This window comes from Priestia megaterium (genome assembly GCF_023824195.1).
Taxonomy (GTDB): domain Bacteria; phylum Bacillota; class Bacilli; order Bacillales; family Bacillaceae_H; genus Priestia; species Priestia megaterium_D.
The window spans coordinates 4,503,252-4,529,321 of the sequence record NZ_CP085442.1 but is presented as its reverse complement, the minus strand read 5'-3'; the positions used below and the strand labels follow the sequence as shown (position 1 = coordinate 4,529,321).

The following is a 26,070-nucleotide window of genomic DNA, read 5'->3' as shown; positions in this document are numbered from 1 at the left end:
TTTAATCCTAATAGTAAGCTCAGAGTAAATAGAGCTTAAATTAGGGGGCGATTATGTTGAATAGGTATGTAGCAACTTCTTTAGCTTTTGCATGTATGATGGGACTTGGCGCTTGCAATAACAAAGACCAAGGTATGGAACAGCGCTATACAGATACGACACAGCCTGTTGGGTATCATACAAATGAAAAAGCGAATGAACATCGCGTAGATAATCCGAAAGGTCCAATGACTGAAGTTTTAGATGGGAATGGAACACCTAATTATCCGTTAAACGTAAGTGATGGACGTTTTGACAATCCGACAAACCCTTATGGAAACATCAATAATACAAATGATCGTACAAATGGCGTTGCTAATATGTATTATGGTGAAGATTATCCAAGAGACTTTACGGAAAAAGTGGCTGATCGGGCTGCAAGCGTTAAAGGTGTAGAAAATAGTCGCGCCGTTGTCCGTGGAGATCAGCTATTAGTTGCTGTGGATCCTGCCAAAGACATAAATAACGGCCGTTTAAAACAAAATGTGCTCGATAAAGTAAAGCCTATTGCAAAGGACTACAATGTTCAAGTAAAAGTAGATCATGATGTATTTATGAACGCTCGTTCTCTTGATGACGATATTCGAAATGGAAAAGACCGAAATACGATTCAAACTAATTTCAATGGTCTATTTGAATCAGTCGATGAGAATGTCAATCATAAACATCGTTAAATGAAGAAGCAGCTGTCTGTGAAGGACGGCTGTTTTTTTGATGAGAAGACATATAAAAAAGCTGCCATTGAAGCCAGGCAGCTATTCCTCGAACATGTAACTATTAATTTTTCTTGTTAGAAGCAGATTTGTTTGTTGTTTTGGATTCCGCTTCTTCCTTTTGAGCGTTAGTTTCATTTTGTTTGAGGCGACCTTCTCTTTTTTTCGTATCTGCTGGTGCCGTAGCGACACTCTTTGTATTTTTTACATTTTTTGCAGAAGAGCTTGTCTCATTAGCTTGTGTGTTTGGCTTCTCGTTGTTAGTTGTCTGACTATTTTCGTATTCAGCTTCCACGTCGCTTGCTAGAGCTGCAGAAACTTGAGCATAAGTATGGTCTGTATAGTTCATCATATTTTCGTATACTTCAGGGCTCGCGAGTCCATCAGGTTCTACGCTTGCTTCTTCTTTCTTAATCGTTTCAGTCCATTCTTTTGTTTCTTGAATAAGTTTTTTTCCTATAATTACTTCTTCAACAATAACTGGTCTTTTGGTTATTTCTACTCGTTCTTCCATGATTGGAACACGAATAATTTCATCTTCTGTAAGTGGCCCAGCGTTATAGTCTCCGTCAATTACAGGGCGGCGTTCAATATAAAACTCTTCTCTCGTAACAGGAACGTGTACAGTTCTTTCTTCCTCTATTACTTTTTTGTGGAGTTTTACTTCACCGACTTGGACGCGTTCTTTTAAGACATCTAATTTTTCTTCACGTAGCTGGACGGCTCTATGCTCGTTGTGTTCCGTATAGTTTCCGTACGCTGGAGTTTGTTCAGAGCTTACGGCATCTATCAAGATTAGAATTTTACCAGCAGCTACATCTGTCTCGCACTGCACGGCTGAGATGTCTGGTATGCCCATGCGGATTAATTTTGATTTCAAGCCGTTTCCTTGTTTGAGCCCCATGCCGCCTGTCATCATGGTAAAAAAGTTATCCATCATGACGCCAGCTAATGAACTTACGGCAGGTGAACCAGCTTCAATAATTACATTTGTATCATGACCTATTTGAAATGTATTGCTTTTACTGTTAGAAATAACCATAATGTCTGTTTCTCGATAACCTTGACGCTTTAAATTGTGGATAACATCTAAAGCTTCTTTCTCTGAAAAAAAAGTTCCGACTACACGTTTATTCATTCTCATTACTTCAGCTCCCTTTTTATGAAAATAGATAATAGAAGTCCTTACAATTACTTCCACTATGTACATACCCTGCGAAAATTTAATTAAAACGTTCAAGAGAAAATTTTACAAATAGTGTGCAAATGTAACAAATACTCCATGTTTTCTTAACATAATATCGTAAAAGGGATTTGCTTAATAAAATAAGAGGATAAAAGAAAATAAGTAGGTCAAACTATTAGTGTAGATTTTCACAAAACCTTTTTAGATAATACTAAAAAGAGTATGATTAACGTGTGAGGTGAAGGTGAGTGAAGAAAGTCATTCATCAAGCAGCTTTTTTAATGCTAGTAAGTATTGTGCTTTGTATAATGCCATACCGTGCAGATGCGAATGAAAAGGTGCCGATGACATTATTTCTTGAGCGCGTGTATGTGGATGGAGTCGTAAGTCAAGAGATGATCAAAAGCCCTTCTATGACGAAAAAACAATTAATGAAAAAATATAAAAATTGGCGACTGCTTAAAGAAACGGATCAAGAGCTAGTTTTTAGAACAAGCATAGACGATATTTCACCTATTTTAAAAGAGAACGGTTATGTAGGGCTTTCTGTTAACGGTATTCTCTCAGCATTTGAAGGCAAACCAGCTTCGTCGCAGCACATTATACAGTCGTTTTTTCAAATTGACATCAAAAGGCTTGAAAGCTATCAGCATGAACAATTAAAGAAAGGTATTCGCGTTCAATCAAAAGATGAATATCTTTCCCTCATTAATTTCTATAAAATCTATCAGCTCCAGCAGCGGCCGCTTTCGATCAAGCAGCCGTTTTTTAGTATGGTAAAATAATTATTGAATTCAACATTCTAAATTGCTTCTATTTGCTTTTGGCGATATGTTAAAATGGTATTCAGCAGTCTAGTATTGTATATATTTTAAAAGGCCATTCATCAATACAAGTGGGCGGTTCTATTTTTTACAGCTATTGTAAAAATGGGTTGACGAAGATGAAAGAGGCAAACGTTCTCTTGAACGTCTTTTTAAAAAGCAACTTTAAAGGAAAATAGAGAACGATGCGGGCAGGATTCTTCGTAGGCAAAGTTGAAGGTCACTGCCCGCGCGTACGTGATTAAGGAGAGAGCTTATTGTTTGATTATATCAAAGGCACTGTTACATATATAAATCCTGAGTATGTAGTAATCGAAAACAACGGGATAGGCTATCAAGTCTTTACGCCGAATCCATATGTATTTTCAATTGATGAACAACCAAAGACGGTTTACACCTATCAATATGTAAGAGAAGACGTAATTGCACTTTACGGGTTTGCTTCCCGAGAACAAAAGGATTTATTTATGAAGTTAATTAGCGTGTCAGGAATCGGCCCAAAAGGCGGTTTAGCTATTTTAGCGTCAGGTAATCCAGCGCAGGTTGTCCAAGCTGTGGAAGAGGAAGACGAGAAGTTTTTAGTTAAGTTTCCAGGAGTAGGTAAAAAAACAGCTCGACAGATGATTCTAGATTTAAAAGGAAAGCTGCATGATATTGTACCAGATGCCGTTCCTTCTTTATTTGCAGATTTGGACGCACAAGAAGTCAAATCTCAAAGTTCAGAAGCACTCGATGAAGCGATTGAAGCACTTAAAGTATTAGGTTATGCAGAAAGAGAAATCAAAAAAATTGTTCCGGCTTTAATGAAGGAAACGATGACAACGGATCAGTATATTAAAGAAGCGCTAAAACGATTATTGAAACAATAAGTAAGGGAGGAGTAAAATGGACGATCGTATTGTAACGGGAGATGTTCTTGGTGAAGAAGAAATCATCGAGCAAAGTTTGCGGCCGCAAACCTTACAGCAGTACATTGGTCAGCATAAAGTGAAATCCCATCTGGACATTTTTATTAAAGCTGCCAAAATGCGAAGCGAAACGTTAGATCACGTGCTTTTATATGGTCCTCCAGGATTGGGGAAAACAACCCTTGCTACTATTATCGCTAATGAAATGGGCGTGCAAATCCGAACGACCTCAGGGCCAGCCATTGAGCGTCCAGGCGACTTAGCCGCAGTTTTAACCAGCTTAGAGCCTGGAGATGTACTTTTTATTGATGAAATTCATCGATTAAATCGTTCAGTTGAAGAAGTACTATACCCAGCAATGGAAGATTTCTGTTTAGATATTGTTATTGGAAAAGGACCGAGTGCACGTTCCGTCCGTCTGGATTTGCCTCCGTTTACGCTAGTAGGTGCAACGACAAGAGCAGGGCTTTTATCTTCTCCTTTGCGTGATCGCTTCGGCGTTTTAAGCCGTTTAGAATATTACCAAGAAGAAGATCTTGCTTCGATAGTAGAAAGGACAGCCGCTATTTTAGATGTAGAGATTGATGAGAAAGCTACGTTTGAGATGGCTAGGCGCGCTAGGGGGACTCCGCGTATTGCGAATCGCTTGCTTCGAAGAGTCAGAGATTTTGCTCAGGTCAAAGGAGACGGAGCCATAACCGAAAGGCTTGCCAACGAAGCATTAGAAATGTTGCAGGTGGACCGTTTAGGTCTTGATCATATTGACCATAAATTATTAAGAGGGATTATCGAAAAATTTAGGGGCGGACCTGTAGGGTTAGACACAATATCGGCTACTATTGGTGAAGAGTCTCACACAATTGAAGACGTATACGAGCCGTATCTATTGCAAATCGGCTTTTTGCAGCGAACGCCGCGAGGACGAATTGTGACGCCTTTGGTTTATGATCATTTTCAGCTGGAGGTGCCTGATCAGTGAATGATATGTCTAAGATGCTTATCACATTAGGGGGCATTTTAGTCGTCATTGGGCTATTATGGCAGTTTATTGGTAAGCTTCCTGGCGATATTTTTATCAAAAAAGGAAATACAACCTTTTATTTCCCGATTGTGACATGTATTCTAGTAAGCGTTGTGTTATCACTTATTTTTTATGTAATTGGCAAATTTAAATAATTAAGTAGAAACAGGTGAACATTTTGAAAGTAGATTTATTTGATTTTCATTTACCAGAAGAGTTGATTGCCCAAACGCCGCTTGAGCAGCGAGATGCGTCAAGACTAATGGTATTAAACAAGGAAACAGGAAATGTGAAGCATCATATGTTTCATGACCTTCTTGATTATGTGCAAGAAGGGGATTGTTTAGTGTTAAACGACACGCGTGTTCTTCCTGCACGGTTATTTGGGACTAAAGAAGATACAGGTGCTAATATCGAAGTATTGCTTTTAAAACAAACACAAGGCGATACGTGGGAGACGCTTGTAAAACCGGCTAAGCGAGTAAAAGAAGGTACGGTTATTTCGTTTGGTGACGGACGTCTGACAGCTGTATGTAAAGAAACGAGCGACCAAGGCGGACGTTTGTTAGAATTCAACTATGAAGGCATCTTTTATGAGGTGTTGGAACAACTGGGAGAAATGCCGCTGCCGCCTTACATCAAAGAACGCTTGGATGATCAAGAGCGCTATCAAACGGTTTTTGCTCGCGAACAAGGTTCTGCAGCAGCGCCAACAGCAGGTCTTCACTTTACAGAAGAGATGCTGGAACAGTTAAAAGAAAAAGGTGTGCATATTGCATTTTTAACGCTTCATGTCGGATTAGGTACATTCCGTCCAGTCAGCGTAGACGACTTAGAAGAGCACGATATGCACTCGGAGTTTTATCAAGTGAGTGAAGGAACCGCTGCTTTACTAAACAGCGTACGCCAAAAAGGCGGTCGCATTATTTCAGTAGGCACAACTTCTACCCGTACCCTTGAAACGATTGCAACTGAGCATAACGGCAAATTTGTTGCTTCTTCAGGCTGGACCAATATTTTTATCTTCCCAGGGTATGAATTTAAAGCAATTGATGGAATGATTACAAATTTCCATCTTCCAAAATCTACGCTCATTATGCTTGTAAGTGCCTTAGCAGGAAGAGAAAACGTAATTTCTGCCTATGAACAAGCTGTAGCAGAGAAGTATCGCTTTTTCAGCTTCGGCGACGCGATGCTAATTTTGTAATTTAACATGAAAGGAATACATCAATGACAGCAATTCGTTACGAACATATAAAAACTTGTAAACAAACAGGAGCGCGTTTAGGGATTGTCCATACGCCTCACGGCTCATTTGAAACACCTATTTTTATGCCAGTAGGCACATTAGCTACAGTAAAAACAATGTCTCCAGAAGATTTAAAAGCAATGGGGGCAGGCATTATTTTAAGTAATACGTATCATTTATGGCTTCGTCCGGGTCATGAAATTGTTAAAAAAGCGGGAGGCCTTCATAAATTTATGAACTGGGATCGTCCCATCTTAACGGATTCAGGCGGCTTCCAAGTTTTTAGCTTAAGTGATTTGCGCCGTATTGAAGAAGAAGGCGTTCATTTCCGCAACCATTTGAATGGAGACAAGCTTTTCTTATCTCCAGAAAAAGCGATGGACATCCAAAATGCGCTTGGGTCTGATATTATGATGGCATTTGATGAATGCCCACCTTATCCAGCAGAATATGACTACTTAAAACGTTCAGTTGAACGCACAAGCCGCTGGGCAGAGCGATGCCTTGAAGCTCACAGCCGCCCTCAAGACCAAGGTCTTTTTGGGATTGTTCAAGGCGGAGAGTTTGAAGATTTACGCCGTCAAAGTGCAGCTGATTTAGTTTCAATGGACTTCCCCGGTTATGCTGTGGGAGGCCTGTCAGTTGGAGAACCAAAAGATGTAATGAATCGTGTGCTTGAGTTTACGACGCCATACTTACCAACCGACAAACCACGTTATTTAATGGGAGTGGGATCACCTGACTCGTTAATTGATGGAGCGATTCGCGGGATTGATATGTTTGACTGCGTATTACCAACGCGTATTGCACGTAACGGAACGCTTATGACAAGCGAAGGTCGTCTTGTTGTTAAAAATGCAAAATATGCAGAAGACTTCGGTCCGATTGATCCAAACTGTGACTGCTACACATGTCAAAATTATTCAAGAGCGTATATTCGCCACTTAATTCGCTGTAATGAAACGTTTGGAATTCGTTTAACATCTTACCATAACTTATATTTTCTGCTAAACTTAATGGAGCAAGTCCGTGAAGCCATTCGCGAAGACCGACTTGGCGATTTCCGCGATGAGTTCTTTGAAAAATATGGGTTTAACGGCCCGGACGCAAAGAATTTCTAGGTCACTACAGGAATTTTCATCAAATTTATGAATGAGTACCTGTTGATAATATAAATAAAAGGAGGAGTTTTCATGGGTGTTTTACAAAATATTTGGCCATTACTTTTAATGTTTGTCATTTTCTATTTCTTGTTAATCCGTCCACAGCAAAAACGTCAAAAAAACGTACAGCAAATGCAATCAGCACTTAAAAAAGGTGATAAGATTGTTACAATTGGCGGTATGCACGGTTTGGTAGACGCAATCGATGAGTCACAAGTTGTGGTTCGCAGCACTGACGGTTCAAAATTAACATTTGACCGCAATGCTATTCGTGAAGTAAGAAGCGTAGATTAATAAAAAAACGTCACGTACATGTACGTGACGTTTTTTTATGCTTCTCGTGAGCCGGCAATGTTTACGCCAACAATTCCCCCGAGAATAGCGACTCCAATAAATCCAGCGTGAAATAAAAGCTGCTGTGCAGAAAACAGGTGACTATAGCCGAGAAATTGTAGCAAAAACATTAAAAAAGAATAAGAAATACCAGTAGCTCCTCCAACAAGAAGTCCCTTTGAGCCGTTTCGTCCTCCCGCGATAAATCCTCCGATAAACAGTGTGATAAATGAGAGAATAAGTAAAAATAAACGGACCGACTGTTCTTCAACCGATGTAAATTTTAAAATAAGCGAAAAGATAATGCTAATTGCTAAACCCATCACCAAGATTGTTGCCACTCCTGCAAATACAGCGTTGCTCATTCGTTTTGCACCCAACTTGTTTCCCCCTCATGAAATAAAAAGATAGGTGAACCCTTAGTACGAGCATATTCGAGAGACCTTCAAAATAGACGCGTAAAAGTAAGGCTATTTTAAAATAAATGGTACAAACTACAAGGGAATACATAAAGGAGGTCTTTGCGGTGGAGTTGTTGATCATGGTTGCGCGAACCGTTCTTTTATATGTAGTAGTTTTAATTATTTTTCGCGTTATGGGTAAAAGGGAAATAGGGGAGCTGAGCATATTGGATTTAGTGGTCTTTATTATGATTGCTGAAATGGCAGTAATGGCTATTGAAAATCCAAAAGATCCTTTGCTGCATTCAATTCTTCCGATGTTAACGCTTCTTATTATTCAAATTGGCTTAGCTATATGGTCTCTTAAAAGCAATCGAATGCGAAATTTTATTGATGGAAAGCCTAGCATTATTATTGAAAATGGAAAAATAAACGAACATGAAATGAAAAGGCAGCGATATAACTTCAATGATTTGCTCGTGCAGCTGCGAGATAAAAATATAAAAAATGTAGCTGATGTTGAATTTGCTATTTTAGAATCTTCAGGAAGGCTATCCGTGTTTGAAAAAGATCAGCAATCAGGTGAAAAAGGCAATTTGAATTTGCCTTTTATCATTGACGGCATTATTCAAGAAGAGCATCTGCTGCATGAACATAAAACGACGGAATGGTTAAGGACAGAGCTGGCAAAGCTAGGGTATTCAAACTTAGATAAGATTTCATATTGTAGCTACGACAACGGAAAATTTTTTATAGATTTGGTAGATGTGAAACAATAAAACGCGGATTGCTCCGCGTTTTATTTTCGTTTAAAATAGCGTAAAACAGAAAAACGGTTTAATTCTTCTCTTGTTATCAGTCTAAAAAGCAGCAAAAACAGTACGTATACAAAACTTGTAAGTGCAATCGATAAAACGGTTCGTAAGCTCAAAGGGATGGAAGTGAAAAGGTTCATATAAGCGAAGTGTCCGGTAAAACCTGATATTCCCATTACAGAAAAACTGCGAAGATACTCAAACACATGAAGCTTATACGTAATTTTTTTCATGACGGTAGACAGGTGTAAAAGAGTGACAAGCATCATTCCCACAACAATCGCAAGGCCAGCTCCCATAATGCCTAAATTGGGCTGAGTTGCGAGTAAGAAGATAAGAGATGTTTTGACCGCTGCTCCTATAAAACTGTTAATCATGGCGGCTTTTGCAAGGTCTAGCGCCTGCAGAACAGCTTGAAGCGGCCCTTGAAAGTAATAAAAGATAAAAAAAGGCGCCATTACTTTGACAAAAATAGCAGCTTTGTCAGAACCATACATCAATTCCATTACCGGATTAGCAAATACATAAAGAACAACAACGGCCAGTCCGCCTGTTACAAACGACAAGCGGAGAGCTTGATGAAGCCGATATTCGATTTGTTTCATTTGATTCTGTGCAAGAGATTCACTGATTGCGGGAACCAAAGAAGTGGATAGAGACACCGTTACAAAAGAAGGCAGCATCAGGAGAGGGAGTGCAAAGCCTGTTAATTCTCCATACTGCTTCGTTGCTACAGCTGTCGCTACTCCTGCAATTGCTAAACTTTGAGCTACTACAATCGGTTCTAAAAACCAAGAAATTGACCCAATCATGCGGCTTCCTGTCGTGGGAAGAGCGATTCGCATTAAATCAAAGAACGTGTCTTTGCCCGCATGTAAAGAAGCAAAAAATTTTCGTCTTACCGTTATTTTCTTCTTTCGCTTGAACATAAACACCATATAAAACAGTGAAGCTAGTTCTCCAAATACGGAAGATAGCATAGCGCCAGCCGCAGCGTACTCAATTCCATAAGGCAAAAATGCTTTTGTACATACGGCAATTAACGTAATGCGCACCACTTGTTCGATAATTTGAGAATAAGCAGCAGGCTTCATTTGCTGCTTTCCTTGAAAATATCCGCGGATGACAGACGAGACGGCGATGATTGGAATAACTGGAATAATCGCAAGCAGCGGATAGATCGTACGTGAATCTGTAAAGAAGGTTTTTGCTACAACGGGAGCGAATAATATTAATCCGAGCGTAAATAAAACGCTCAGCGTACACGTAATACTTAAAGAGACGACAAGTATTTTTTTTATTTTATGCCTGTCACCTAAAGCTTCTGCTTCTGCCACTAACTTGGATATGGCAACTGGTAGCCCAAGCTGTGTTAAGGTGATTACTAATACCAGCGTGGGGACCGCCATCATATAAAGTCCCACACCTTCGTCTCCAATCATTCGAGCCACCACAATTCGATTGACAAACCCGAGTACACGTGTAATTAAGCCAGCAATTATTAAAATAATAGTTCCCTGTAAAAATTTAGACATATACTCACTGCTTTCTTGAGGTTTATACAGTGAATATATGCGCCGTCGGTGTCCAAGCATGACAAGTATTCCTCATACGAGAAAGAAATTTTACGCAAAATGTCAAACGGAAAGGAGGATCGATATGACACATCCATTTATTTCAGCTTCGAAAGAACTTATACAGCCTGTCGTATCCAGCAAAATGGAAGAATTCCATATGCTTGGATATGAAGAAGTAACGGAGAACGATTTATTGAGTTATTTGGAAATGAAAAAATGGAAAAAAGAAAAGGAGCTATCTCTCCATCAAGTTGTAAATGATATTTTATCTGTTAAGATCACGCAGGTGATGAGCTATGTAACAATTGAATCTTATAAATCTGATATGTTCTCAAGTGTTAATAATGGAGAAGACTGGAAAGAATTATTAAAGTAGAGTTTGTAAAATACATGTATTAAAATTTGATAAGGTCTTTATTTGACAGACATTAGGTTATGAATGATAATTAGATTGGTCATTTATCTATTGTTATCATTTCATGTTTTTTACATAAGAAGGAGGATTTTCTGTCGATGGTTAAAAGAGGACGTATCGTTGCCTTTTTCCTCTTAGTACTGCTTGTGTTTAGTACAATCGGAACAACGATGACTGGAATTACAAAAGATATTAAACTTGGCCTCGACCTTCAAGGTGGATTTGAAATTTTATATAAAGTCAGTCCAGCTAAAAAAGGCGATGTCATTGACAAAAAGGCACTTAATAGCACGGTTGAAGCGCTGCGTCAACGTGTCGATGTACTGGGAGTTAGTGAGCCCAGCATTCAAATTGAAGGAAACGACCGCATCCGTGTTCAGCTAGCTGGTGTCACTAATCAAAAGCAAGCCAGGGATCTGTTATCAACTCAAGCAAACTTAACGTTCCGTGACGTGAACGATAAGGTGCTGATGGATGGTACAGACTTAGCGCAAGGCGGAGCAAAGCAATCGTTTGACCAAAGCAATCAGCCTAGCGTCTCACTAAAGTTAAAAAATGCGAAAAAATTTGAAAAGATCACGCGAGAGCTTTCTCAAAAACCAGCACCTAACAATTTAATTGTCATTTGGCTGGATTATGAAGAAGGAAAAGACTCGTACCAAAAAGAAGCGACAAAACAAAATCCGAAGTATCTGTCTGCAGCATCTGTTAGCAGCGTGTTAACACAGCCTGATGTTGAGATTTCAGGTGGAAACTTCACGGTGAAAAGTGCAACGCAGCTGGCGGAGTTGTTAAATGCCGGGTCGCTGCCAGTGAAATTAGATGAGCTATATTCTACATCCGTTGGAGCACAGTTTGGAGAAGAAGCTCTTCACACGACTATATTAGCAGGTATTATTGGCATCGGAATTATCTTCCTTTACATGCTGTTTTTCTACCGTTTACCGGGGCTTATTGCCGTTATTACACTCAGCTTCTATGTGTACTTAAACTTAGTTGTATTTGACTGGATGCACGTGGTTATGACGCTTCCAGGGATTGCGGCTCTTATTCTCGGTGTAGGTATGGCAGTAGATGCCAATATTATTACCTACGAGCGGATTAAAGATGAACTGAAAACAGGAAGATCTGTTATATCGGCTTACCGGGCAGGAAATCGTCGCTCCCTTGCGACCATTTTTGATGCCAATATTACAACGATGTTAGCGGCTCTTGTATTATTCTTTTATGGTCAAAGTTCGGTAAAAGGATTTGCCACAACATTAATGATCGGAATTGTGCTAAGTTTTGTTACAGCCGTATATGGTACGCGATTACTAATGAGCCTTTTAGTAAACAGCCGCTGGTTTGATAAAAAACCAGGCTACTTCGGCGTGAAGAAAGATCAAATTCACGATTTAAGCAAAGACGACGGCACAACGGTTTTACCTACAGCGTGGGATAAAATCGACTTTGTAAAATACCGTAAAGCGTTCTTCACGTTTTCAAGCGTGCTCGTCATTATCGGTATTATCTCAGTTGCTGTGTTCAGGCTGAACCTCGGTATTGACTTTACGAGCGGAACTCGCATAGAGATTCCGGCAAATCATACCGTTACGCAGGCTGAGATACAGCGTGAAATGAAGTCTCTCGATATCAAAACGGATGACGTAGTCATTACAGGAAAAAGTAATGATACGGGTGTTGTACGTGTAGTTGGGGTTCTCGATAAAAAAGAAATCGCCAATTTAAAAGATCACTTTAAAGATAAATACGGTTCTGAACCAAATGTAAGCACCGTTTCGCCGACGGTTGGAAAAGAACTGGCGAAAAATGCGATGCTTGCGATTTTAATTGCTTCAATTGGAATTATCATTTATGTAACGATTCGATTTGAGTTTTACATGGCGCTTGCAGCCGTGCTTGCTTTGTTACATGATGCGTTCTTTATCGTCACGGTCTTCAGCTTAACGAAGTTAGAGGTTGATTTAACGTTTATCGCCGCTGTCTTGACGATTGTTGGTTACTCAATTAACGATACGATCGTTACGTTTGACCGCATTCGTGAAAACATGCAGAAATTTACATCCAAAACGTTTGACGATTTAGCGTTTATCGTAAACCTAAGTTTACGCGAAACGTTTACTCGTTCGATGAATACCGTGTTAACAGTTGTAATTGCAGTTGTAGCGCTTCTTCTATTCGGAAGTGAATCAATTCAAAATTTCTCAATTGCCCTGTTAGTAGGTTTAATTCTTGGTGCATATTCATCTGTATTTATTGCTGCTCAGCTATGGCTTGTGTGGAAAGGAAAACAGTTGAAGCGCGAGGAACAAAAAGAAGTAGAAAGCAAGTAATTCAAAAACGTGCGAAGTGTTCGCACGTTTTTTTGTGCGTGAAAATTCAAGCCGTACTGTCAGAAAAATGTGCTTATTTTCTTTCGTTGCTCCATTTCATCCACTCTAGTATAATAATGTGGGTTAAGGGGTGAAGAGACATGTTACAGTCAAAAAAACGTTGGAATGTTCAAGAATGTGATGAACAACTTGTTAATGAATTTGTAGAAAACCTCAATATTACACCTCTAGTAGCTTCGTTATTACTTAATAGAGGCATGACAACAGTAGAAGCGGCACGTGAGTTTTTACACGTTGATGTACAAACGTTCCACGATCCGTTTTTATTGCACGATATGGACAAAGCAGTAGCTCGTATTCAGCAAGCAATTGATCATAATGAAAAAATTATGATCTATGGAGATTACGATGCGGACGGCGTCAGCAGCACTTCCGTTATGTTATCTGCTTTACAGCAGCTTGGCGCTGATGTTGATTTTTATATTCCTAATCGCTTTACAGAAGGTTATGGGCCGAATAAGGCGGCATTTGATAAAATAAGTGCAGGCGGCTATCAGCTGGTGATTACGGTAGACACAGGTATTTCGGCTGTCGAAGAAACTGCGTATGCACGTGAATTAAATTTTGATTTAATTATTACTGATCACCACGAGCCGGGGCCGGTTTTACCGGATGCTTATGCAATTATTCATCCAAAGCTGCCGGGAAGTACATATCCATTTAAAGAACTGGCAGGTGTAGGAGTGGCTTTTAAACTCGCTCATGCGCTGTTAGGGGAGCTTCCGGAACATTTGTTAGAACTAGCAGTGATTGGGACGATTGCTGACTTAGTTCCTTTAGTCGACGAAAACCGCTTAATTGCTCGTAAAGGTCTTGACTATCTCAAGCTCACGAAGCGCACCGGAATTGAAGCGCTGCTGAGCGTATGTGGAGTAAAGCGTGAAGAAATTAATGAAGATACAATTGGATTTGCGATGGCTCCTCGTATTAATGCAGTAGGACGTCTTCAAGATGCAGACCCAGCTGTTCATTTGCTTATGACCACAAATGCTGAAGAGGCAAAAGGTTTAGCTAAAGAAATTGATACGTTAAACAAGGAAAGGCAGCAAATCGTAAACGATATTACAGAAGAAGCCGTTGAATTTGTTGAAGGTATGTATCCTCCGGATGAAAACAGCGTTCTTATTGTAGAAGGAGAAGGCTGGAATGCAGGCGTTGTTGGAATTGTCGCTTCTAGGCTCGTAGAAAAGTTCTACAGACCAACAATTGTACTAAGTATTGACTCTGAAAACCGTATTGCCAAAGGTTCAGCAAGAAGTATCGAAGGCTTTGACTTATTCGCGAACTTATCTAAATGCCGTGACATTTTGCCGCATTTTGGAGGGCATCCAATGGCAGCCGGCATGACATTAAACAGCGATGATGTAGAAGAGCTGCGCAGACGTCTTAATGAACAAGCAAGCGACGTGTTAACCGAACAGGATTTTATTCCAATTACATCAGTTGATACAGTATGCACAACAGAGGAAATTACGCTAGAAAACATTGAACAAATGAGTGCGCTTGCTCCATTTGGTATGCATAACCCGAAGCCAAAAGTTCTCATTAAAGATGTCCATACAACATCTATGCGGAAAATTGGTGCTAATAAAAATCATTTAAAACTCGTGTTTGAAGACAGCGGTGTATCGGTTGATGCAGTAGGATTTGGGTTAGGCTATATATTAGATGAAGTATCTCCTATAGCTAAAGTATCATTAGTAGGTGAACTATCTATTAATGAGTGGAACAATATGCGCAAGCCGCAGCTGATGGTGGAAGATATTTCTGTAGATGAATGGCAGATGTTTGATTATCGCAGTGCGGTTGATGTCAAACGTTTCTTTCAGCAGGTATTTACGGATCAAATGAAAGTTGTTGCTTTTCACGCTTCAACAATTGATAAATACAAGTCGCTGCTGCCGATGGAGCATGTTGTTCTTATTCAAAATGAAGAACAGGCAAAAGCATGTATGCTTGCAGGGGAACAGATCGTTTTATTAGATTTGCCTCCTTCACAGAAGTGGCTTGAATGTTTGTTTGTCCAAGGTATCCCTTCTAGAATATACGCTATTTTCTTGACGGAAGAAGACCATTATTTTGATACAATCCCAACTCGCGATCATTTTAAATGGTTTTACGGCTTTTTAGCGAAAAAGGGTCCATTTGATTTAAAACGCTACAAAGAAGATTTAGCGATTCATAAGGGCTGGTCAAAAGAAACGATTGATTTTATGGCAAAGGTGTTTTTTGAGTTAGAATTTGTTACAATAAACAATGGCTTAATTTCGTTAGTGAAAAATTCTACGAAACGTGATTTAATAGAATCTGCGACTTATCGCCAAAAGCAGCAGCAGATTGAAATAGAAAAAAACTTTATTTATACGTCATATGTACAGCTTAAAAATCAATTTCAAGATATTTTTGAGCGTTCGATTGAATGAGGAGGCAACATTAGAATGAATTTTAAAGATTATATTACAATTGTACCTGACTGGCCAAAACCAGGTATTACATTTAAAGATATCTCAACATTAATGGATAACGGTGATGCATACCGTGCCGCAACGGATGAGATTGTAAAATATGCTAATGATAAACAAGTTGATATTATCGTAGGACCGGAAGCTCGCGGATTTATCGTTGGTTGTCCAGTAGCATATGCGTTAGGTATCGGTTTTGCACCTGTTCGTAAAGAAGGAAAATTACCGCGTGAAGTAATCAAAGTAGATTACGGTTTAGAATACGGTAAAGACGTATTAACGATTCACAAAGATGCAATTAAGCCAGGTCAGCGCGTGTTGATTACAGATGATTTATTAGCAACAGGCGGTACAATTGAAGCGACAATTAAGCTTGTCGAAGAATTAGGCGGAATTGTTGTTGGAGCTGCGTTCTTAATTGAACTTTCTTACCTTGACGGCCGTGACAAACTAGACGGTTACGATGTATTCACATTAATGACGTATTAAGAAGAACGATCACATAAAAAAGAGTACCTGATACAGGTGCTCTTTTTTCGTTAAAAAACGTTAATACGTAAAATTGAAATGATGTAAATTTCATAAATTAAACGCAAAGGCTTTACATCCTTGGATTTTTTCAAGATAATAGTTACAATATGAATTAAAAATGCTAGTTGATAAAAGGTGATTTCATGGCAAATGAGCAAGTCCTAACAGCGGAACAGGTCATTGACAATACGAAGCGATATTTAAGTGAAGAAGACGTGGCTTTTGTACAAAAAGCATATGATTTTGCAAAAGAAGCTCACAAAGAACAATATCGCAAGTCGGGTGAACCATATATTATCCATCCGATTCAAGTCGCAGGAATTTTAGTTGATCTAGATATGGATCCAGCAACAATTGCAGCTGGATTTCTACATGATGTGGTTGAAGATACAGAGATAACACTAAAGGATTTAGAAAAAGCTTTTAATGAAGAAGTAGCAATGTTAGTAGACGGCGTAACGAAACTGGGAAAAATCAAATATAAGTCTAAAGAAGAGCAGCAGGCTGAGAATCACCGCAAGATGTTTGTAGCAATGGCTCAAGATATTCGAGTCATACTGATCAAACTTGCGGATCGTCTTCATAACATGCGTACGCTAAAGCATTTACCGCAGGAAAAGCAGCGACGCATTTCAAATGAAACGCTTGAAATTTTTGCTCCTCTTGCTCATCGTCTTGGTATTTCAAAAATTAAGTGGGAGCTTGAAGATACAGCTTTACGTTACTTAAATCCTCAGCAATATTATCGCATTGTAAATTTGATGAAGAAAAAGCGTGCGGAACGCGAGCAGTATTTGGCTGAAGTTATTGATGAAGTTCGAGAGCAAGTAGATGAAGTGTCGATTAAAGTTGAAATTTCAGGACGTCCAAAACATATTTATTCCATCTATCGTAAAATGGCACTGCAAAACAAGCAGTTTAATGAAATTTACGATTTACTAGCCGTGCGCATTATTGTAAATAGTATTAAAGACTGCTATGCGGTGTTAGGAATTATTCACACGTGCTGGAAGCCAATGCCAGGACGTTTCAAAGATTATATTGCAATGCCAAAACAAAATATGTACCAGTCTCTTCATACGACGGTTATCGGACCAAAAGGTGATCCGTTAGAAGTTCAAATTCGAACGTTTGACATGCACCAAATTGCTGAGTATGGAATTGCTGCTCACTGGGCTTACAAAGAGGGAAAAACAGCTGAGCATGCTTCATTTGAAGAAAAGTTGACGTGGTTTAGAGAAATTTTAGAATTTCAAAATGATGCAAACGATGCAGAAGAGTTTATGGAATCTCTAAAAGTTGATTTGTTTTCTGACATGGTTTACATCTTTACGCCAAAAGGCGACGTCATTGAGCTTCCTTCGGGTTCTGTTCCAATTGATTTTTCCTATCGTATTCATTCTGAAATCGGAAATAAAACCATTGGAGCAAAAGTCAACGGCAAGATGGTTACGCTTGATTACCGTTTGAAAACGGGGGACATTATCGAAATTTTGACGTCTAAGCATTCGTATGGTCCAAGCAAGGACTGGTTAAAGCTTGCTCAAACGTCTCAAGCCAAAAATAAAATTCGCCAATTCTTTAAAAAGCAAAGCCGCGATGAAAATATTGAAAAAGGCAAAGAGCTGGTTGAAAAAGAAATTCGTCAAATGGAGTTTGACTTAAAAGAAGTATTAACAGCTGATAATATCAAACGAGTAGCGGAGAAGTTTAATTTTTCAAATGAAGATGATATGTATGCAGCTATTGGATATAACGGATTAACTGCGGCTCAAGTAGCTAATCGTTTAACCGAGAAGTGGAGAAAGCAGCGCGATCAAGAACAAGAGATCCAAATTGATGATATTGCACGCGACACTGCGGCCAAGCGTGTTCGCCAGCATAAACGAAAAGATTCCGGGGTTATCGTACCGGGTGTAGATAACATGCTGATTCGCTTGTCCAAGTGCTGTAATCCAGTTCCCGGAGATGAGATTGTTGGTTTTATTACAAAGGGACGGGGAGTATCTGTTCATAGGGCAGATTGTTTAAACGTTCACACAGATGATGCTGAAAGCCGCCTTATTCCTGTAGAGTGGGAAACACATATTAAAGAAGGCAAAGAGTTTAACGTGGAAATTGAAATTTCAGGGTACGACCGCAGAGGCTTACTAAATGAAGTTCTGCAGGTTGTAAACGAGACCAAAACGAATATTTCAGCCGTTTCAGGAAAATCGGACCGAAACAAAATGGCTACGATTCATATGTCAATTTCTATTCATAACATCAGTCACCTTCATAAAGTGGTTGAGCGCATTAAGCAGCTTCGAGACATTTATTCAGTTCGCCGAATTATGCATTAAGAAAGGTCGTTATACATGAGAGTAGTCGTACAAAGAGCAAAGAATGCAAAAGTAACTGTTGCAGGTGAGACGGTCGGTGAGATTAAGCACGGGTATATGCTTTTAGTGGGTATTACCCATGACGATACTGAAGCTGATGCAGAGTATGTAGCGGATAAAATTGTAAATTTGCGAGTGTTTGATGATGAGTCTGGCAAAATGAATTTGTCGCTTCTAGATGTAGAAGGAGAAATTTTATCGGTATCTCAATTTACGCTGTACGGAGATTGCCGAAAAGGCAGAAGACCAAACTTTATGGGAGCTGCTAGGCCAGATCATGCTGTAACGCTTTACAACTATTTTAATAAAGTATTATCAGAAAAAAATGTTCGAGTAGAAACCGGCGCATTTGGCGAAATGATGGACGTATCATTTACAAATGACGGACCGGTCACACTTATTGTAGAAAGCAAAGAAAAAACGCAGGCTCACAGATGAGCCTGCGTTTTTTCTTTGCTTTGAAAGTAGTGATTTAATCCTTCAGCGATAGCGGACGTAATCATTTGCTGATAACTGATGGAATTAATATACGTTTCTTCCCGCTCGTTGCTTAAAAAGCCCAGTTCAATTAATGTACTTGGACGTGTATTTTCGCGAAGAACATAATAGTTTCCAAAACGTTCTCCTTTGTCTTTCAATTTTGCATGATTAATAAGGGACTGATGAATAGAATGTGTGAGTGGACTGTCCTGATGCTGATGATAATAATACGTCATAAGGCCAGTTAGCTGTGAGCTGTTTGTACTGTTGTAGTGAATGCTTATAAAAGCATCTGCTTTAGTCGATTGCAGCGTGCGCTGTGAAAGTAGAAGGTACTCATCATGGGTGCGGGTTAAAATGACGTGTGCGCCTTCTTTTTGAAGCTTGTTTTGTAAAATAAGTGCTGTTCGGAGAGTGAGGTCTTTTTCATATGTGCCCTGTGTGCCGATGGCTCCTTTGTCTTTTCCTCCATGGCCTGCATCAATAATAATTGTTTTGCCCTTTAGGTGCCGCAAGCTTTTACTCAGCGTATAAACAGGCTGGCGCTGCGCTACTTGCATGCTAGGCTGAACGCTGCGGAGCGCTACGGTTTTCGTGAATTTTTTAAACACCCAGCCTTGAATGTCCGAACTTTCTACATAATACCAATCTCCTTGACGGTCTGAAACGGATAGTCTTGTATTCTTCGTCAATTTATTTGTAATTGAAAATGAACGTCCTGGACCGCTCCGTACATGAAGAGAGTCAGCTGTTACAATAATGGGTTGATGCACCGGTACGTTTGGGCGCTCAAATGAGGAAGAGCACAGTAACAAAAGGATACTTGCAGCCAAAACAGATACAGACTTCATGTTTAGATGGCGAATAGATAGACCTCCTTTTTATAACAAAATAGAGTATTCGATGAAAATAAAAAAAATCCTTTCTCTTATGTAAAAACATCTTTTTTGGGCAATGCTAATAAAAGGATAAGTAAGTGTAGGCAGGGAGGAAGAAACGATGAAGTTTAGTGAAAAAGGTGAACAATCATTTCAGCAGGTAAATCCGGTATTTGGCATTCATTTTCATGATTTTATTGATAGAGAAAGTGAAGCTTCATCCCTTGAATTGGCTTCTGAATTTGGTTTAACGCTTCGAGACATTCAGAAACTAAGAAAACAATTAGACCGCTCTTAACATGAAAGGTGCTTGACAACTGCTCATTTCATTCGTAATATAGAAAGCAATTGCTAAATTAAAATGAATGTATAACATTTTTATATTGATAAGCCAAAGATCGAGAAAAGTAGTAAAGATGACACATGGCTAGAGAGGAAATGTCTTAGGCTGAAAGCATTTCTACATGATGACTTTATGAAAGAACACTCAGGAGGCTTCACTCTGAAAAGGGAAACTTAGTAGGAGATGAACGTGTTCGTGCGTTAACGAAATGAGTGGAAACATGTCATATGTTTCAATTAGGGTGGTACCACGTGAGATTAACTCTCGTCCCTACTATGGAAAAATAGTAGAGGCGAGAGTTTTTTTGTATTGTAAATTTTAAATATAGGAGGCATATCACGTTATGTCAGTTCAAATACCTAGAGGCACACAAGATATTTTACCGGGCAAAGTAGAATATTGGCAGTTTGTTGAACAGCGAGCAAGAGAAATCTGCCGTGCGTTCAACTACCAAGAAATTCGTACACCAATGTTTGAACACACTGAATTATTTTTACGCGGAGTGGGAGAAACAACAGATATCGTGCAAAAAGAAATGTACACATTTAAAGATCGGGGTGACCGCAGCTTAACGCTTCGTCCAGAAGGAACAGCTGCAGTTGGACGATCATTTGTTTCAAATAAAATGTTTGGAAATCCAACGCAGCCAACAAAGCTGTTTTATATTGGTCCTATGTTTCGCTATGAACGACCTCAAGCGGGACGTTTCCGTCAATTCGTTCAGTTTGGCGTAGAAGCATTAGGGGTAAATGATCCAGCTATTGATGCTGAAGTTCTTGCCCTGTTAATGAGTTTTTACCAATCGCTTGGATTGAAAAAATTAAAGTTGGTTGTTAACAGTTTAGGAGATACAGAAAGTCGTCAAGCTCACCGTCAAGCGCTTATTGACCACTTTGCACCTCGCATTGGAGAGTTTTGCAGCGACTGCCAAAGCAGATTGGAGAAAAATCCTCTTCGTATTTTAGACTGTAAAAAAGATCGTGACCATGAACTGATGGCTACAGCTCCGTCTATTCTGGATTATTTAAATGACTATTCAAAAGAATATTTTGAAAAAGTACAGCAGTACTTAACCGATTTAGACATTGACTATGTTGTAGATCCGACGCTAGTACGCGGGTTAGATTATTATAATCACACAGCATTTGAACTAATGAGTGAAGCAGAAGGATTTGGCGCCATTACAACTCTTTGCGGCGGAGGCCGTTATAATGGGCTGATTCAAGAAATCGGCGGACCTGAAACACCGGGTATTGGATTCGCTTTAAGTATCGAACGCTTATTATCTGCATTGGAAGCAGAAGGAATTGAGCTTCCGGTAGAAACAGGCGTAGATTGCTATGTAGTGACAATGGGCGATGAAGCAAAAGAAAAATCCGTTTCAATTGTAAATACGCTTCGACGTGCAGGCTTTGTAGCCGATAAAGATTATCAAGATAAAAAAATGAAAGCTCAGTTCAAAGCAGCTGATCGTGTACAAGCAAAATTTGTTGTTGTTCTAGGGGAAGATGAGCTAGCAAAACAAGTTGTAAACGTAAAGAATATGGAATCTGGCGAACAGCAAGAAGTATCAATTGATCAATTGGTCAGCTATTTGCAAGAACAAGTATAAGGGGGAACCATGATGACAAAACGTTCATACTACTGTGGAGATGTAACAGAACAAGCAACTGGCGAAACAGTTCTATTAAAAGGATGGGTTCAAAAACGCCGTGATTTAGGGGGATTAATCTTTATTGATTTACGCGACCGCGGCGGAGTTGTACAGGTTGTATTTAATCCTGAAAAATCTGCTGAAGCGCTAAAAATTGCTGAAGATGTACGTAATGAATTCGTACTGGAAGTGCAAGGAACTGTTGTAGCTCGTGAAGAGGGAACCGTTAACCCGAACTTAAAAACAGGTAAAATTGAAGTTCACGCTGAGCAGATTACGGTATTAAACAAAGCCAAGACACCTCCTTTTGCCATTGCAGATCAAACGGAAGTATCAGAAGATGTTCGATTAAAATATCGTTATTTAGACCTTCGACGTTCTGAGATGTTTAACACGCTTAAAATGCGCAATGACATTACAAAAACAATTCGTGACTTCTTAGATCAAAATGACTTTTTAGACGTTGAAACACCTATTTTAACGAAAAGTACGCCAGAAGGCGCACGTGATTATCTTGTGCCAAGCCGCGTGCACGAAGGGGAGTTTTATGCTCTTCCTCAATCACCGCAAATCTTTAAGCAGCTGCTAATGGTAAGCGGAGTTGAGCGTTATTATCAAATTGCTCGCTGCTTCCGCGATGAGGACTTGCGTGCAGATCGTCAGCCTGAATTTACTCAAATCGATATTGAAACATCATTTTTATCTCAAGAGGACATCATGACAATGACGGAAGAAATGATGTCTAAAGTAATGAAGCGCGTAAAAGATTTAGACATAACGACGCCTTTCCCGCGCATGTCATATGATGAAGCGATGAGCCGCTACGGTTCAGATAAGCCGGATACACGTTTTGAAATGGAGCTAGTCAACTTATCAGAGCTTGTGAAAGACTGCGGGTTCAAAGTATTTAGCGCAGCAGTTGAAAACGGCGGAGAAGTAAAAGCGATTAACGTAAAAGGTGCCGCTTCTAGCTATTCACGTAAAGATATCGATGCTCTAACAGAGTTCGTGAAAATTTACGGTGCTAAAGGGTTAGCATGGCTGAAAGTTGAAGCAGACGGCTTAAAAGGACCGATTGCAAAATTCTTCAATGAAGATGAGCAAAAGCAATTTGCTGAAGCTCTTCAAACAGAAGAAGGAGATTTACTTTTATTTGTAGCTGATAAAAAGTCAGTTGTAGCAGATGCACTTGGCGCTCTTCGTCTAAAGCTTGCAAAAGAACAAGGAATTATTGATGAAACGAAATTTAACTTCCTATGGGTAACAGATTGGCCTCTTCTTGAGCATGACGAAGAAGACAACCGTTACTACGCGGCTCATCATCCATTCACAATGCCAGTTCGTGAAGATTTACCAATGTTAGAAAGCGATCCTGGACAAGTCCGTGCACAAGCATATGACTTAGTATTGAATGGTTACGAACTTGGCGGAGGATCTTTACGTATTTACGAGCGTGATATTCAAGAAAAAATGTTTAAAACGCTTGGATTTACATTAGAAGAAGCATATGAGCAGTTCGGTTTCTTACTTGAAGCATTCGAATACGGTACTCCTCCTCATGGTGGAATTGCGTTAGGTCTTGACCGTTTGGTTATGCTTCTAGCAGGACGCACAAACTTGCGCGATACAATTGCCTTCCCTAAAACAGCAAGTGCAAGCTGTCTATTAACAAACGCACCTGGTGAAGTAAGTGAAGCGCAATTAGACGAGCTGCATTTGCAGGTAAAAAAGCAAAAAAAAGAAGCGTAATCGATTGAACTGTCTGTTAAATCGAGCCTGTCCCCTGAACGTGACAGGCTCGATTTTTTTGTTTTACTTATTAATTGCAAAGTGATTTTTTCTGTGATAAGATACTTTCAAGAACTAAATAGTCCTGATGTGTTCGTCCTTAATCCAGTTTTGACCGAACAATTTTTTGCTTGGGAGCTCGGAGTTTTTAACGAGCGTACATGCCTCATCTCGAGGACTTACAATGGTTAAAGCAGAGCACCCACCTGCCGAGAGCGGGTTCAAAACGAAGGCACTCGAGACGGCACGATCGGGACTAGCATACATATAAGAAATCCTCTATGTAATTATTTGCATAGAGTTTTTTTATGGATAAATAACGAATGCTCATGTTCGTTTTGCTAAAAATATGGTATAGTCAATTTCGTTGTTTATTTGAATTAATCATACATGTTGGTGTATTTAATAGAGGAGTGTTTTAAGATGTTGCATCAGTTTTCGCGTAATGAACTGGCGATAGGAAAAGAAGGGCTAGCTACTTTAAAAGGCAGCACAGTTGCTATCTTAGGGATAGGAGGAGTAGGGTCATTTTCTGCTGAGGCTTTGGCTCGGTCAGGAGTAGGGCGTTTAATTCTTGTAGATAAAGACGATGTTGATATTACCAATGTAAATCGTCAAATTCACGCGCTGCTTTCTACGGTAGGTCAGCCCAAGACAGAATTAATGAAAAAGCGTATTTTAGATATTAACCCAGACTGTGACGTCGTTTCTCTTCAAATGTTTTATACGGAAGAAACATATGAAGAGTTCTTTAGTTACAAACCGGACTTCGTAGTGGATGCATCCGATACGATTTCGTATAAAATTCATTTAATGAAAGAATGTTTAAAACGTGATATTCCGATTATTTCAAGTATGGGTGCTGCGAATAAAATGGATCCAACACGTTTTAAAATTGCAGACATTTCAAAGACACATACAGATCCGATTGCAAAAGTGGTGCGTACTCGTCTGCGTAAAGAAGGAATTCGCAAAGGAATTAATGTCGTTTTTTCTGATGAACGTCCAATCGTTATTCGCGAAGAAGTTCGCAAAGAAGTAGGAAACGATCAAGCGCAAATTCGCAAAGCGAAAATGCCCCCATCTTCTAATGCTTTTGTTCCATCTGTAGCAGGATTAATTATGGGCGGTCATGTTATCAATGAATTATTACGTGATATTAAGATTCGCCGCGTAGGTGATGAATAAAAAGAAGGCTATCGCAGCCTTCTTTTTTTTATGGAAATATCTGTTCTATTTATGCTTTGGGTGGAATCTTCTATGTGATATGTATAAAAAGTACTAATAAATTGAAAAATATGGATTGATGGTGAGTTTACACTGTATTAAAAAAAGAGATTTATGTAAATTTATTTAACGCTTTATTTACATAAAATTTACGTTTTCGCTTTCTTTCTTTTATATCTTATACAGTGATATTCAGAAATCCTTATATACCAAGGGTTTTGATAGAAACAAGAAAAAATAAACCCCAAATAAGTAAGTTTACAGTAACTTAAAATTCACTTCATATAAAGACAACAATCTACTCGTATAATGTGTCTTGTACCTGTTGTTCGAGTACAAAGGACTAGTACTAATTACACATACATTTATTGGAGGGTAATGCAATGAAAACAAAGGGTTTTAAAGTAACATTAGCAGCTTTTTTAATGGTAGGAGCACTAGCAGCATGTGGTAAAGAGGGAGCAAGCAACGACAGTGGTTCGGGCAGCAAAGAAGAAGTGTCAGGTACGTTAACAGCGGCGGGATCTACAGCTTTACAACCACTTGCAGAAGAAGCGGCGAATGGAATTACTGAAAAATATCCAAACCTTTCAGTAACGGTACAAGGTGGAGGTAGTGGAACTGGTGTTAACCAAGTAGCATCAGGAGCAGTTGATATTGGAAACTCTGACGTTCCAGCAGCCGATAAAATCGAAGATAAATCAAAAGCAGATAAACTTGTCGATACGAAAGTAGCGGGCATTGGGTTCGCACTTGTTGTAAATAAAGATGTAAAAGTAGAATCGTTAACAAAAGAGCAAATTCAAAAGATTTTCTCTGGTGAAATTAAAAACTGGAAAGAAGTTGGCGGAAACGACGAAAAAATTAACGTAATCAACCGTCCAGCATCATCTGGTACACGCGCTACATTTGAGAAAACATTAATGGGTGACGCAAAAGTAAATGACAGCGTTGGTACAGCTCAAGATTCAAACGGAGCGGTTGAGCAATCAGTAAACTCAACCCCAGGAGCAGTAAGTTACCTTGCTATGTCGTATTTAATTGGCGATAAAAAAGAAAGTTTAAAAATGCTTAATATTGATGGTGTGGAGCCAACAACAGAAAACATTGTTTCTAAAAAATATCCGTTCTGGTCTTATGAGTACATGATTACAAACGGTGAGCCAAAAGATGGTGCAAAAGAGTACATTGACTACGTAGCTGGTAAAGACTTTGCTAAGCAAGTAGAAGATATGGGATATATCCCAATGACTGAGTTCAAAAAATAAGAGTGTTTTTAAAAAGAA

General features: G+C 39.3%; 24 protein-coding genes, 1 other RNA gene and 1 other annotated feature. Of the genes, 21 read left to right on the top strand and 4 right to left on the bottom strand.

Annotation, left to right across the window (positions count from 1 at the left end):
* The first annotated feature begins 53 nt into the window (after positions 1–53).
* Entirely contained in the window at positions 54–713 is a 660-nt protein-coding gene (locus LIS78_RS23540) for a YhcN/YlaJ family sporulation lipoprotein (RefSeq protein WP_013059324.1), read from the top strand.
* Positions 714–816: 103 nt separating this feature from the next.
* Here LIS78_RS23540 and LIS78_RS23535 read toward each other — a convergent pair whose 3' ends face one another.
* The gene (locus tag LIS78_RS23535) at positions 817–1,896 is read right to left on the bottom strand and encodes a YsnF/AvaK domain-containing protein (protein ID WP_195781806.1); all 1,080 of its coding nucleotides are present in this window, start codon (positions 1,894–1,896) and stop codon (positions 817–819) included.
* Positions 1,897–2,186: 290 nt separating this feature from the next.
* On the opposite strand from LIS78_RS23535, the gene LIS78_RS23530 reads away from it, so the two are divergent.
* The 7 genes from LIS78_RS23530 to yajC all read left to right on the top strand — a co-directional run bounded on the left by LIS78_RS23530 (position 2,187) and on the right by yajC (position 7,397).
* Positions 2,187–2,723 (top strand): BofC C-terminal domain-containing protein, encoded by a 537-nt coding sequence (locus LIS78_RS23530; protein ID WP_098197281.1) that lies wholly within the window; start codon positions 2,187–2,189, stop codon positions 2,721–2,723.
* 296 nt (positions 2,724–3,019) lie between these two features.
* A complete protein-coding gene (ruvA, locus tag LIS78_RS23525; protein WP_013059321.1) occupies positions 3,020–3,631 on the top strand; it encodes a Holliday junction branch migration protein RuvA in 612 nt (203 codons plus the stop codon).
* Positions 3,632–3,647: 16 nt separating this feature from the next.
* Positions 3,648–4,649: a Holliday junction branch migration DNA helicase RuvB gene (gene ruvB / locus LIS78_RS23520; protein ID WP_013059320.1), complete on the top strand. Its 1,002-nt coding sequence runs from the start codon at positions 3,648–3,650 to the stop codon at positions 4,647–4,649.
* A 5-nt stretch (positions 4,650–4,654) separates the two neighbouring features.
* On the top strand, positions 4,655–4,846 hold the full coding sequence (locus tag LIS78_RS23515; RefSeq protein ID WP_374726321.1) for a DUF2905 domain-containing protein: 192 nt from the start codon (positions 4,655–4,657) through the stop codon (positions 4,844–4,846).
* A gap of 23 nt (positions 4,847–4,869) precedes the next feature.
* The gene (queA, locus tag LIS78_RS23510; RefSeq protein WP_252284414.1) at positions 4,870–5,898 is read left to right on the top strand and encodes a tRNA preQ1(34) S-adenosylmethionine ribosyltransferase-isomerase QueA; all 1,029 of its coding nucleotides are present in this window, start codon (positions 4,870–4,872) and stop codon (positions 5,896–5,898) included.
* A 23-nt stretch (positions 5,899–5,921) separates the two neighbouring features.
* The gene (gene tgt / locus LIS78_RS23505) at positions 5,922–7,061 is read left to right on the top strand and encodes a tRNA guanosine(34) transglycosylase Tgt (RefSeq protein ID WP_013059317.1); all 1,140 of its coding nucleotides are present in this window, start codon (positions 5,922–5,924) and stop codon (positions 7,059–7,061) included.
* A 72-nt stretch (positions 7,062–7,133) separates the two neighbouring features.
* Positions 7,134–7,397, top strand: a complete 264-nt coding sequence (yajC, locus tag LIS78_RS23500) for a preprotein translocase subunit YajC (protein WP_116073771.1) — start codon at positions 7,134–7,136, stop codon at positions 7,395–7,397.
* Between the two features lie 35 nt (positions 7,398–7,432).
* Here yajC and LIS78_RS23495 read toward each other — a convergent pair whose 3' ends face one another.
* Complete coding sequence (locus LIS78_RS23495) at positions 7,433–7,816, bottom strand: TIGR04086 family membrane protein (protein WP_116073769.1); 384 nt, start codon at positions 7,814–7,816, stop codon at positions 7,433–7,435.
* 146 nt (positions 7,817–7,962) lie between these two features.
* Between LIS78_RS23495 and LIS78_RS23490 the strand changes: the two genes are divergently transcribed.
* On the top strand, positions 7,963–8,616 hold the full coding sequence (locus tag LIS78_RS23490) for a DUF421 domain-containing protein (protein WP_412033959.1): 654 nt from the start codon (positions 7,963–7,965) through the stop codon (positions 8,614–8,616).
* 20 nt (positions 8,617–8,636) lie between these two features.
* Here LIS78_RS23490 and spoVB read toward each other — a convergent pair whose 3' ends face one another.
* Positions 8,637–10,247 (bottom strand): stage V sporulation protein B, encoded by a 1,611-nt coding sequence (spoVB, locus tag LIS78_RS23485; protein WP_252284413.1) that lies wholly within the window; start codon positions 10,245–10,247, stop codon positions 8,637–8,639.
* A 64-nt stretch (positions 10,248–10,311) separates the two neighbouring features.
* Here spoVB and LIS78_RS23480 point away from each other — a divergent pair, with 64 nt between their 5' ends.
* The 6 genes from LIS78_RS23480 to dtd all read left to right on the top strand — a co-directional run bounded on the left by LIS78_RS23480 (position 10,312) and on the right by dtd (position 18,852).
* Positions 10,312–10,605 carry a post-transcriptional regulator gene (locus LIS78_RS23480; RefSeq protein ID WP_028411692.1) on the top strand — a complete coding sequence of 98 codons (294 nt, stop codon included), beginning with the start codon at positions 10,312–10,314 and terminating at the stop codon, positions 10,603–10,605.
* A 137-nt stretch (positions 10,606–10,742) separates the two neighbouring features.
* Entirely contained in the window at positions 10,743–12,980 is a 2,238-nt protein-coding gene (gene secDF, locus LIS78_RS23475; RefSeq protein WP_195781809.1) for a protein translocase subunit SecDF, read from the top strand.
* Positions 12,981–13,120: 140 nt separating this feature from the next.
* Positions 13,121–15,463, top strand: a complete 2,343-nt coding sequence (recJ, locus tag LIS78_RS23470) for a single-stranded-DNA-specific exonuclease RecJ (RefSeq protein WP_252284412.1) — start codon at positions 13,121–13,123, stop codon at positions 15,461–15,463.
* A gap of 15 nt (positions 15,464–15,478) precedes the next feature.
* The gene (locus LIS78_RS23465; protein WP_013059309.1) at positions 15,479–15,991 is read left to right on the top strand and encodes an adenine phosphoribosyltransferase; all 513 of its coding nucleotides are present in this window, start codon (positions 15,479–15,481) and stop codon (positions 15,989–15,991) included.
* Positions 15,992–16,176: 185 nt separating this feature from the next.
* On the top strand, positions 16,177–18,375 hold the full coding sequence (locus LIS78_RS23460) for a RelA/SpoT family protein (RefSeq protein WP_116073761.1): 2,199 nt from the start codon (positions 16,177–16,179) through the stop codon (positions 18,373–18,375).
* Positions 18,376–18,390: 15 nt separating this feature from the next.
* Positions 18,391–18,852, top strand: a complete 462-nt coding sequence (gene dtd, locus LIS78_RS23455) for a D-aminoacyl-tRNA deacylase (protein ID WP_013059307.1) — start codon at positions 18,391–18,393, stop codon at positions 18,850–18,852.
* Here dtd and LIS78_RS23450 read toward each other — a convergent pair.
* The gene (locus LIS78_RS23450) at positions 18,843–19,727 is read right to left on the bottom strand and encodes an N-acetylmuramoyl-L-alanine amidase family protein (protein WP_229754521.1); all 885 of its coding nucleotides are present in this window, start codon (positions 19,725–19,727) and stop codon (positions 18,843–18,845) included. The two genes, dtd and LIS78_RS23450, sit on opposite strands and share 10 nt — an antisense overlap.
* Positions 19,728–19,893: 166 nt before the next feature.
* Here LIS78_RS23450 and LIS78_RS23445 point away from each other — a divergent pair, with 166 nt between their 5' ends.
* The 6 genes from LIS78_RS23445 (at position 19,894) to LIS78_RS23420 (ending at position 26,052) form a co-directional block, all read left to right on the top strand.
* Positions 19,894–20,070 (top strand): hypothetical protein, encoded by a 177-nt coding sequence (locus tag LIS78_RS23445; RefSeq protein WP_013059305.1) that lies wholly within the window; start codon positions 19,894–19,896, stop codon positions 20,068–20,070.
* Between the two features lie 87 nt (positions 20,071–20,157).
* Positions 20,158–20,390, top strand: a binding site (T-box leader).
* A 68-nt stretch (positions 20,391–20,458) separates the two neighbouring features.
* Complete coding sequence (hisS, locus tag LIS78_RS23440; protein WP_028410586.1) at positions 20,459–21,727, top strand: histidine--tRNA ligase; 1,269 nt, start codon at positions 20,459–20,461, stop codon at positions 21,725–21,727.
* Between the two features lie 12 nt (positions 21,728–21,739).
* Positions 21,740–23,518 (top strand): aspartate--tRNA ligase, encoded by a 1,779-nt coding sequence (gene aspS, locus LIS78_RS23435; RefSeq protein ID WP_252284411.1) that lies wholly within the window; start codon positions 21,740–21,742, stop codon positions 23,516–23,518.
* A 118-nt stretch (positions 23,519–23,636) separates the two neighbouring features.
* A non-coding RNA gene (gene ssrS / locus LIS78_RS23430) (6S RNA) lies at positions 23,637–23,818 on the top strand.
* A 162-nt stretch (positions 23,819–23,980) separates the two neighbouring features.
* A complete protein-coding gene (locus LIS78_RS23425) occupies positions 23,981–24,745 on the top strand; it encodes a tRNA threonylcarbamoyladenosine dehydratase (RefSeq protein WP_014458143.1) in 765 nt (254 codons plus the stop codon).
* Positions 24,746–25,167: 422 nt separating this feature from the next.
* Positions 25,168–26,052 carry a phosphate ABC transporter substrate-binding protein PstS family protein gene (locus LIS78_RS23420; protein ID WP_016765625.1) on the top strand — a complete coding sequence of 295 codons (885 nt, stop codon included), beginning with the start codon at positions 25,168–25,170 and terminating at the stop codon, positions 26,050–26,052.
* The last annotated feature ends 18 nt before the right edge of the window (positions 26,053–26,070 follow it).

Excerpts from the sequence above, each read along its gene's own strand:
- LIS78_RS23540 (WP_013059324.1), top strand. The coding sequence starts at position 54 with ATGTTGAATAGGTATGTAGCAACTTCTTTAGCTTTTGCATGTATGATG.
- LIS78_RS23535 (WP_195781806.1), bottom strand. The coding sequence starts at position 1,896 with ATGAGAATGAATAAACGTGTAGTCGGAACTTTTTTTTCAGAGAAAGAA.
- ruvB (WP_013059320.1), top strand. The coding sequence starts at position 3,648 with ATGGACGATCGTATTGTAACGGGAGATGTTCTTGGTGAAGAAGAAATC.
- LIS78_RS23515 (WP_374726321.1), top strand. The coding sequence starts at position 4,655 with ATGTCTAAGATGCTTATCACATTAGGGGGCATTTTAGTCGTCATTGGG.
- tgt (WP_013059317.1), top strand. The coding sequence starts at position 5,922 with ATGACAGCAATTCGTTACGAACATATAAAAACTTGTAAACAAACAGGA.
- yajC (WP_116073771.1), top strand. The coding sequence starts at position 7,134 with ATGGGTGTTTTACAAAATATTTGGCCATTACTTTTAATGTTTGTCATT.
- spoVB (WP_252284413.1), bottom strand. The coding sequence starts at position 10,247 with ATGCTTGGACACCGACGGCGCATATATTCACTGTATAAACCTCAAGAA.
- LIS78_RS23480 (WP_028411692.1), top strand. The coding sequence starts at position 10,312 with ATGACACATCCATTTATTTCAGCTTCGAAAGAACTTATACAGCCTGTC.
- secDF (WP_195781809.1), top strand. The coding sequence starts at position 10,743 with ATGGTTAAAAGAGGACGTATCGTTGCCTTTTTCCTCTTAGTACTGCTT.
- recJ (WP_252284412.1), top strand. The coding sequence starts at position 13,121 with ATGTTACAGTCAAAAAAACGTTGGAATGTTCAAGAATGTGATGAACAA.
- LIS78_RS23465 (WP_013059309.1), top strand. The coding sequence starts at position 15,479 with ATGAATTTTAAAGATTATATTACAATTGTACCTGACTGGCCAAAACCA.
- LIS78_RS23460 (WP_116073761.1), top strand. The coding sequence starts at position 16,177 with ATGGCAAATGAGCAAGTCCTAACAGCGGAACAGGTCATTGACAATACG.
- dtd (WP_013059307.1), top strand. The coding sequence starts at position 18,391 with ATGAGAGTAGTCGTACAAAGAGCAAAGAATGCAAAAGTAACTGTTGCA.
- LIS78_RS23445 (WP_013059305.1), top strand. The coding sequence starts at position 19,894 with ATGAAGTTTAGTGAAAAAGGTGAACAATCATTTCAGCAGGTAAATCCG.
- hisS (WP_028410586.1), top strand. The coding sequence starts at position 20,459 with ATGTCAGTTCAAATACCTAGAGGCACACAAGATATTTTACCGGGCAAA.
- aspS (WP_252284411.1), top strand. The coding sequence starts at position 21,740 with ATGACAAAACGTTCATACTACTGTGGAGATGTAACAGAACAAGCAACT.
- LIS78_RS23425 (WP_014458143.1), top strand. The coding sequence starts at position 23,981 with ATGTTGCATCAGTTTTCGCGTAATGAACTGGCGATAGGAAAAGAAGGG.
- LIS78_RS23420 (WP_016765625.1), top strand. The coding sequence starts at position 25,168 with ATGAAAACAAAGGGTTTTAAAGTAACATTAGCAGCTTTTTTAATGGTA.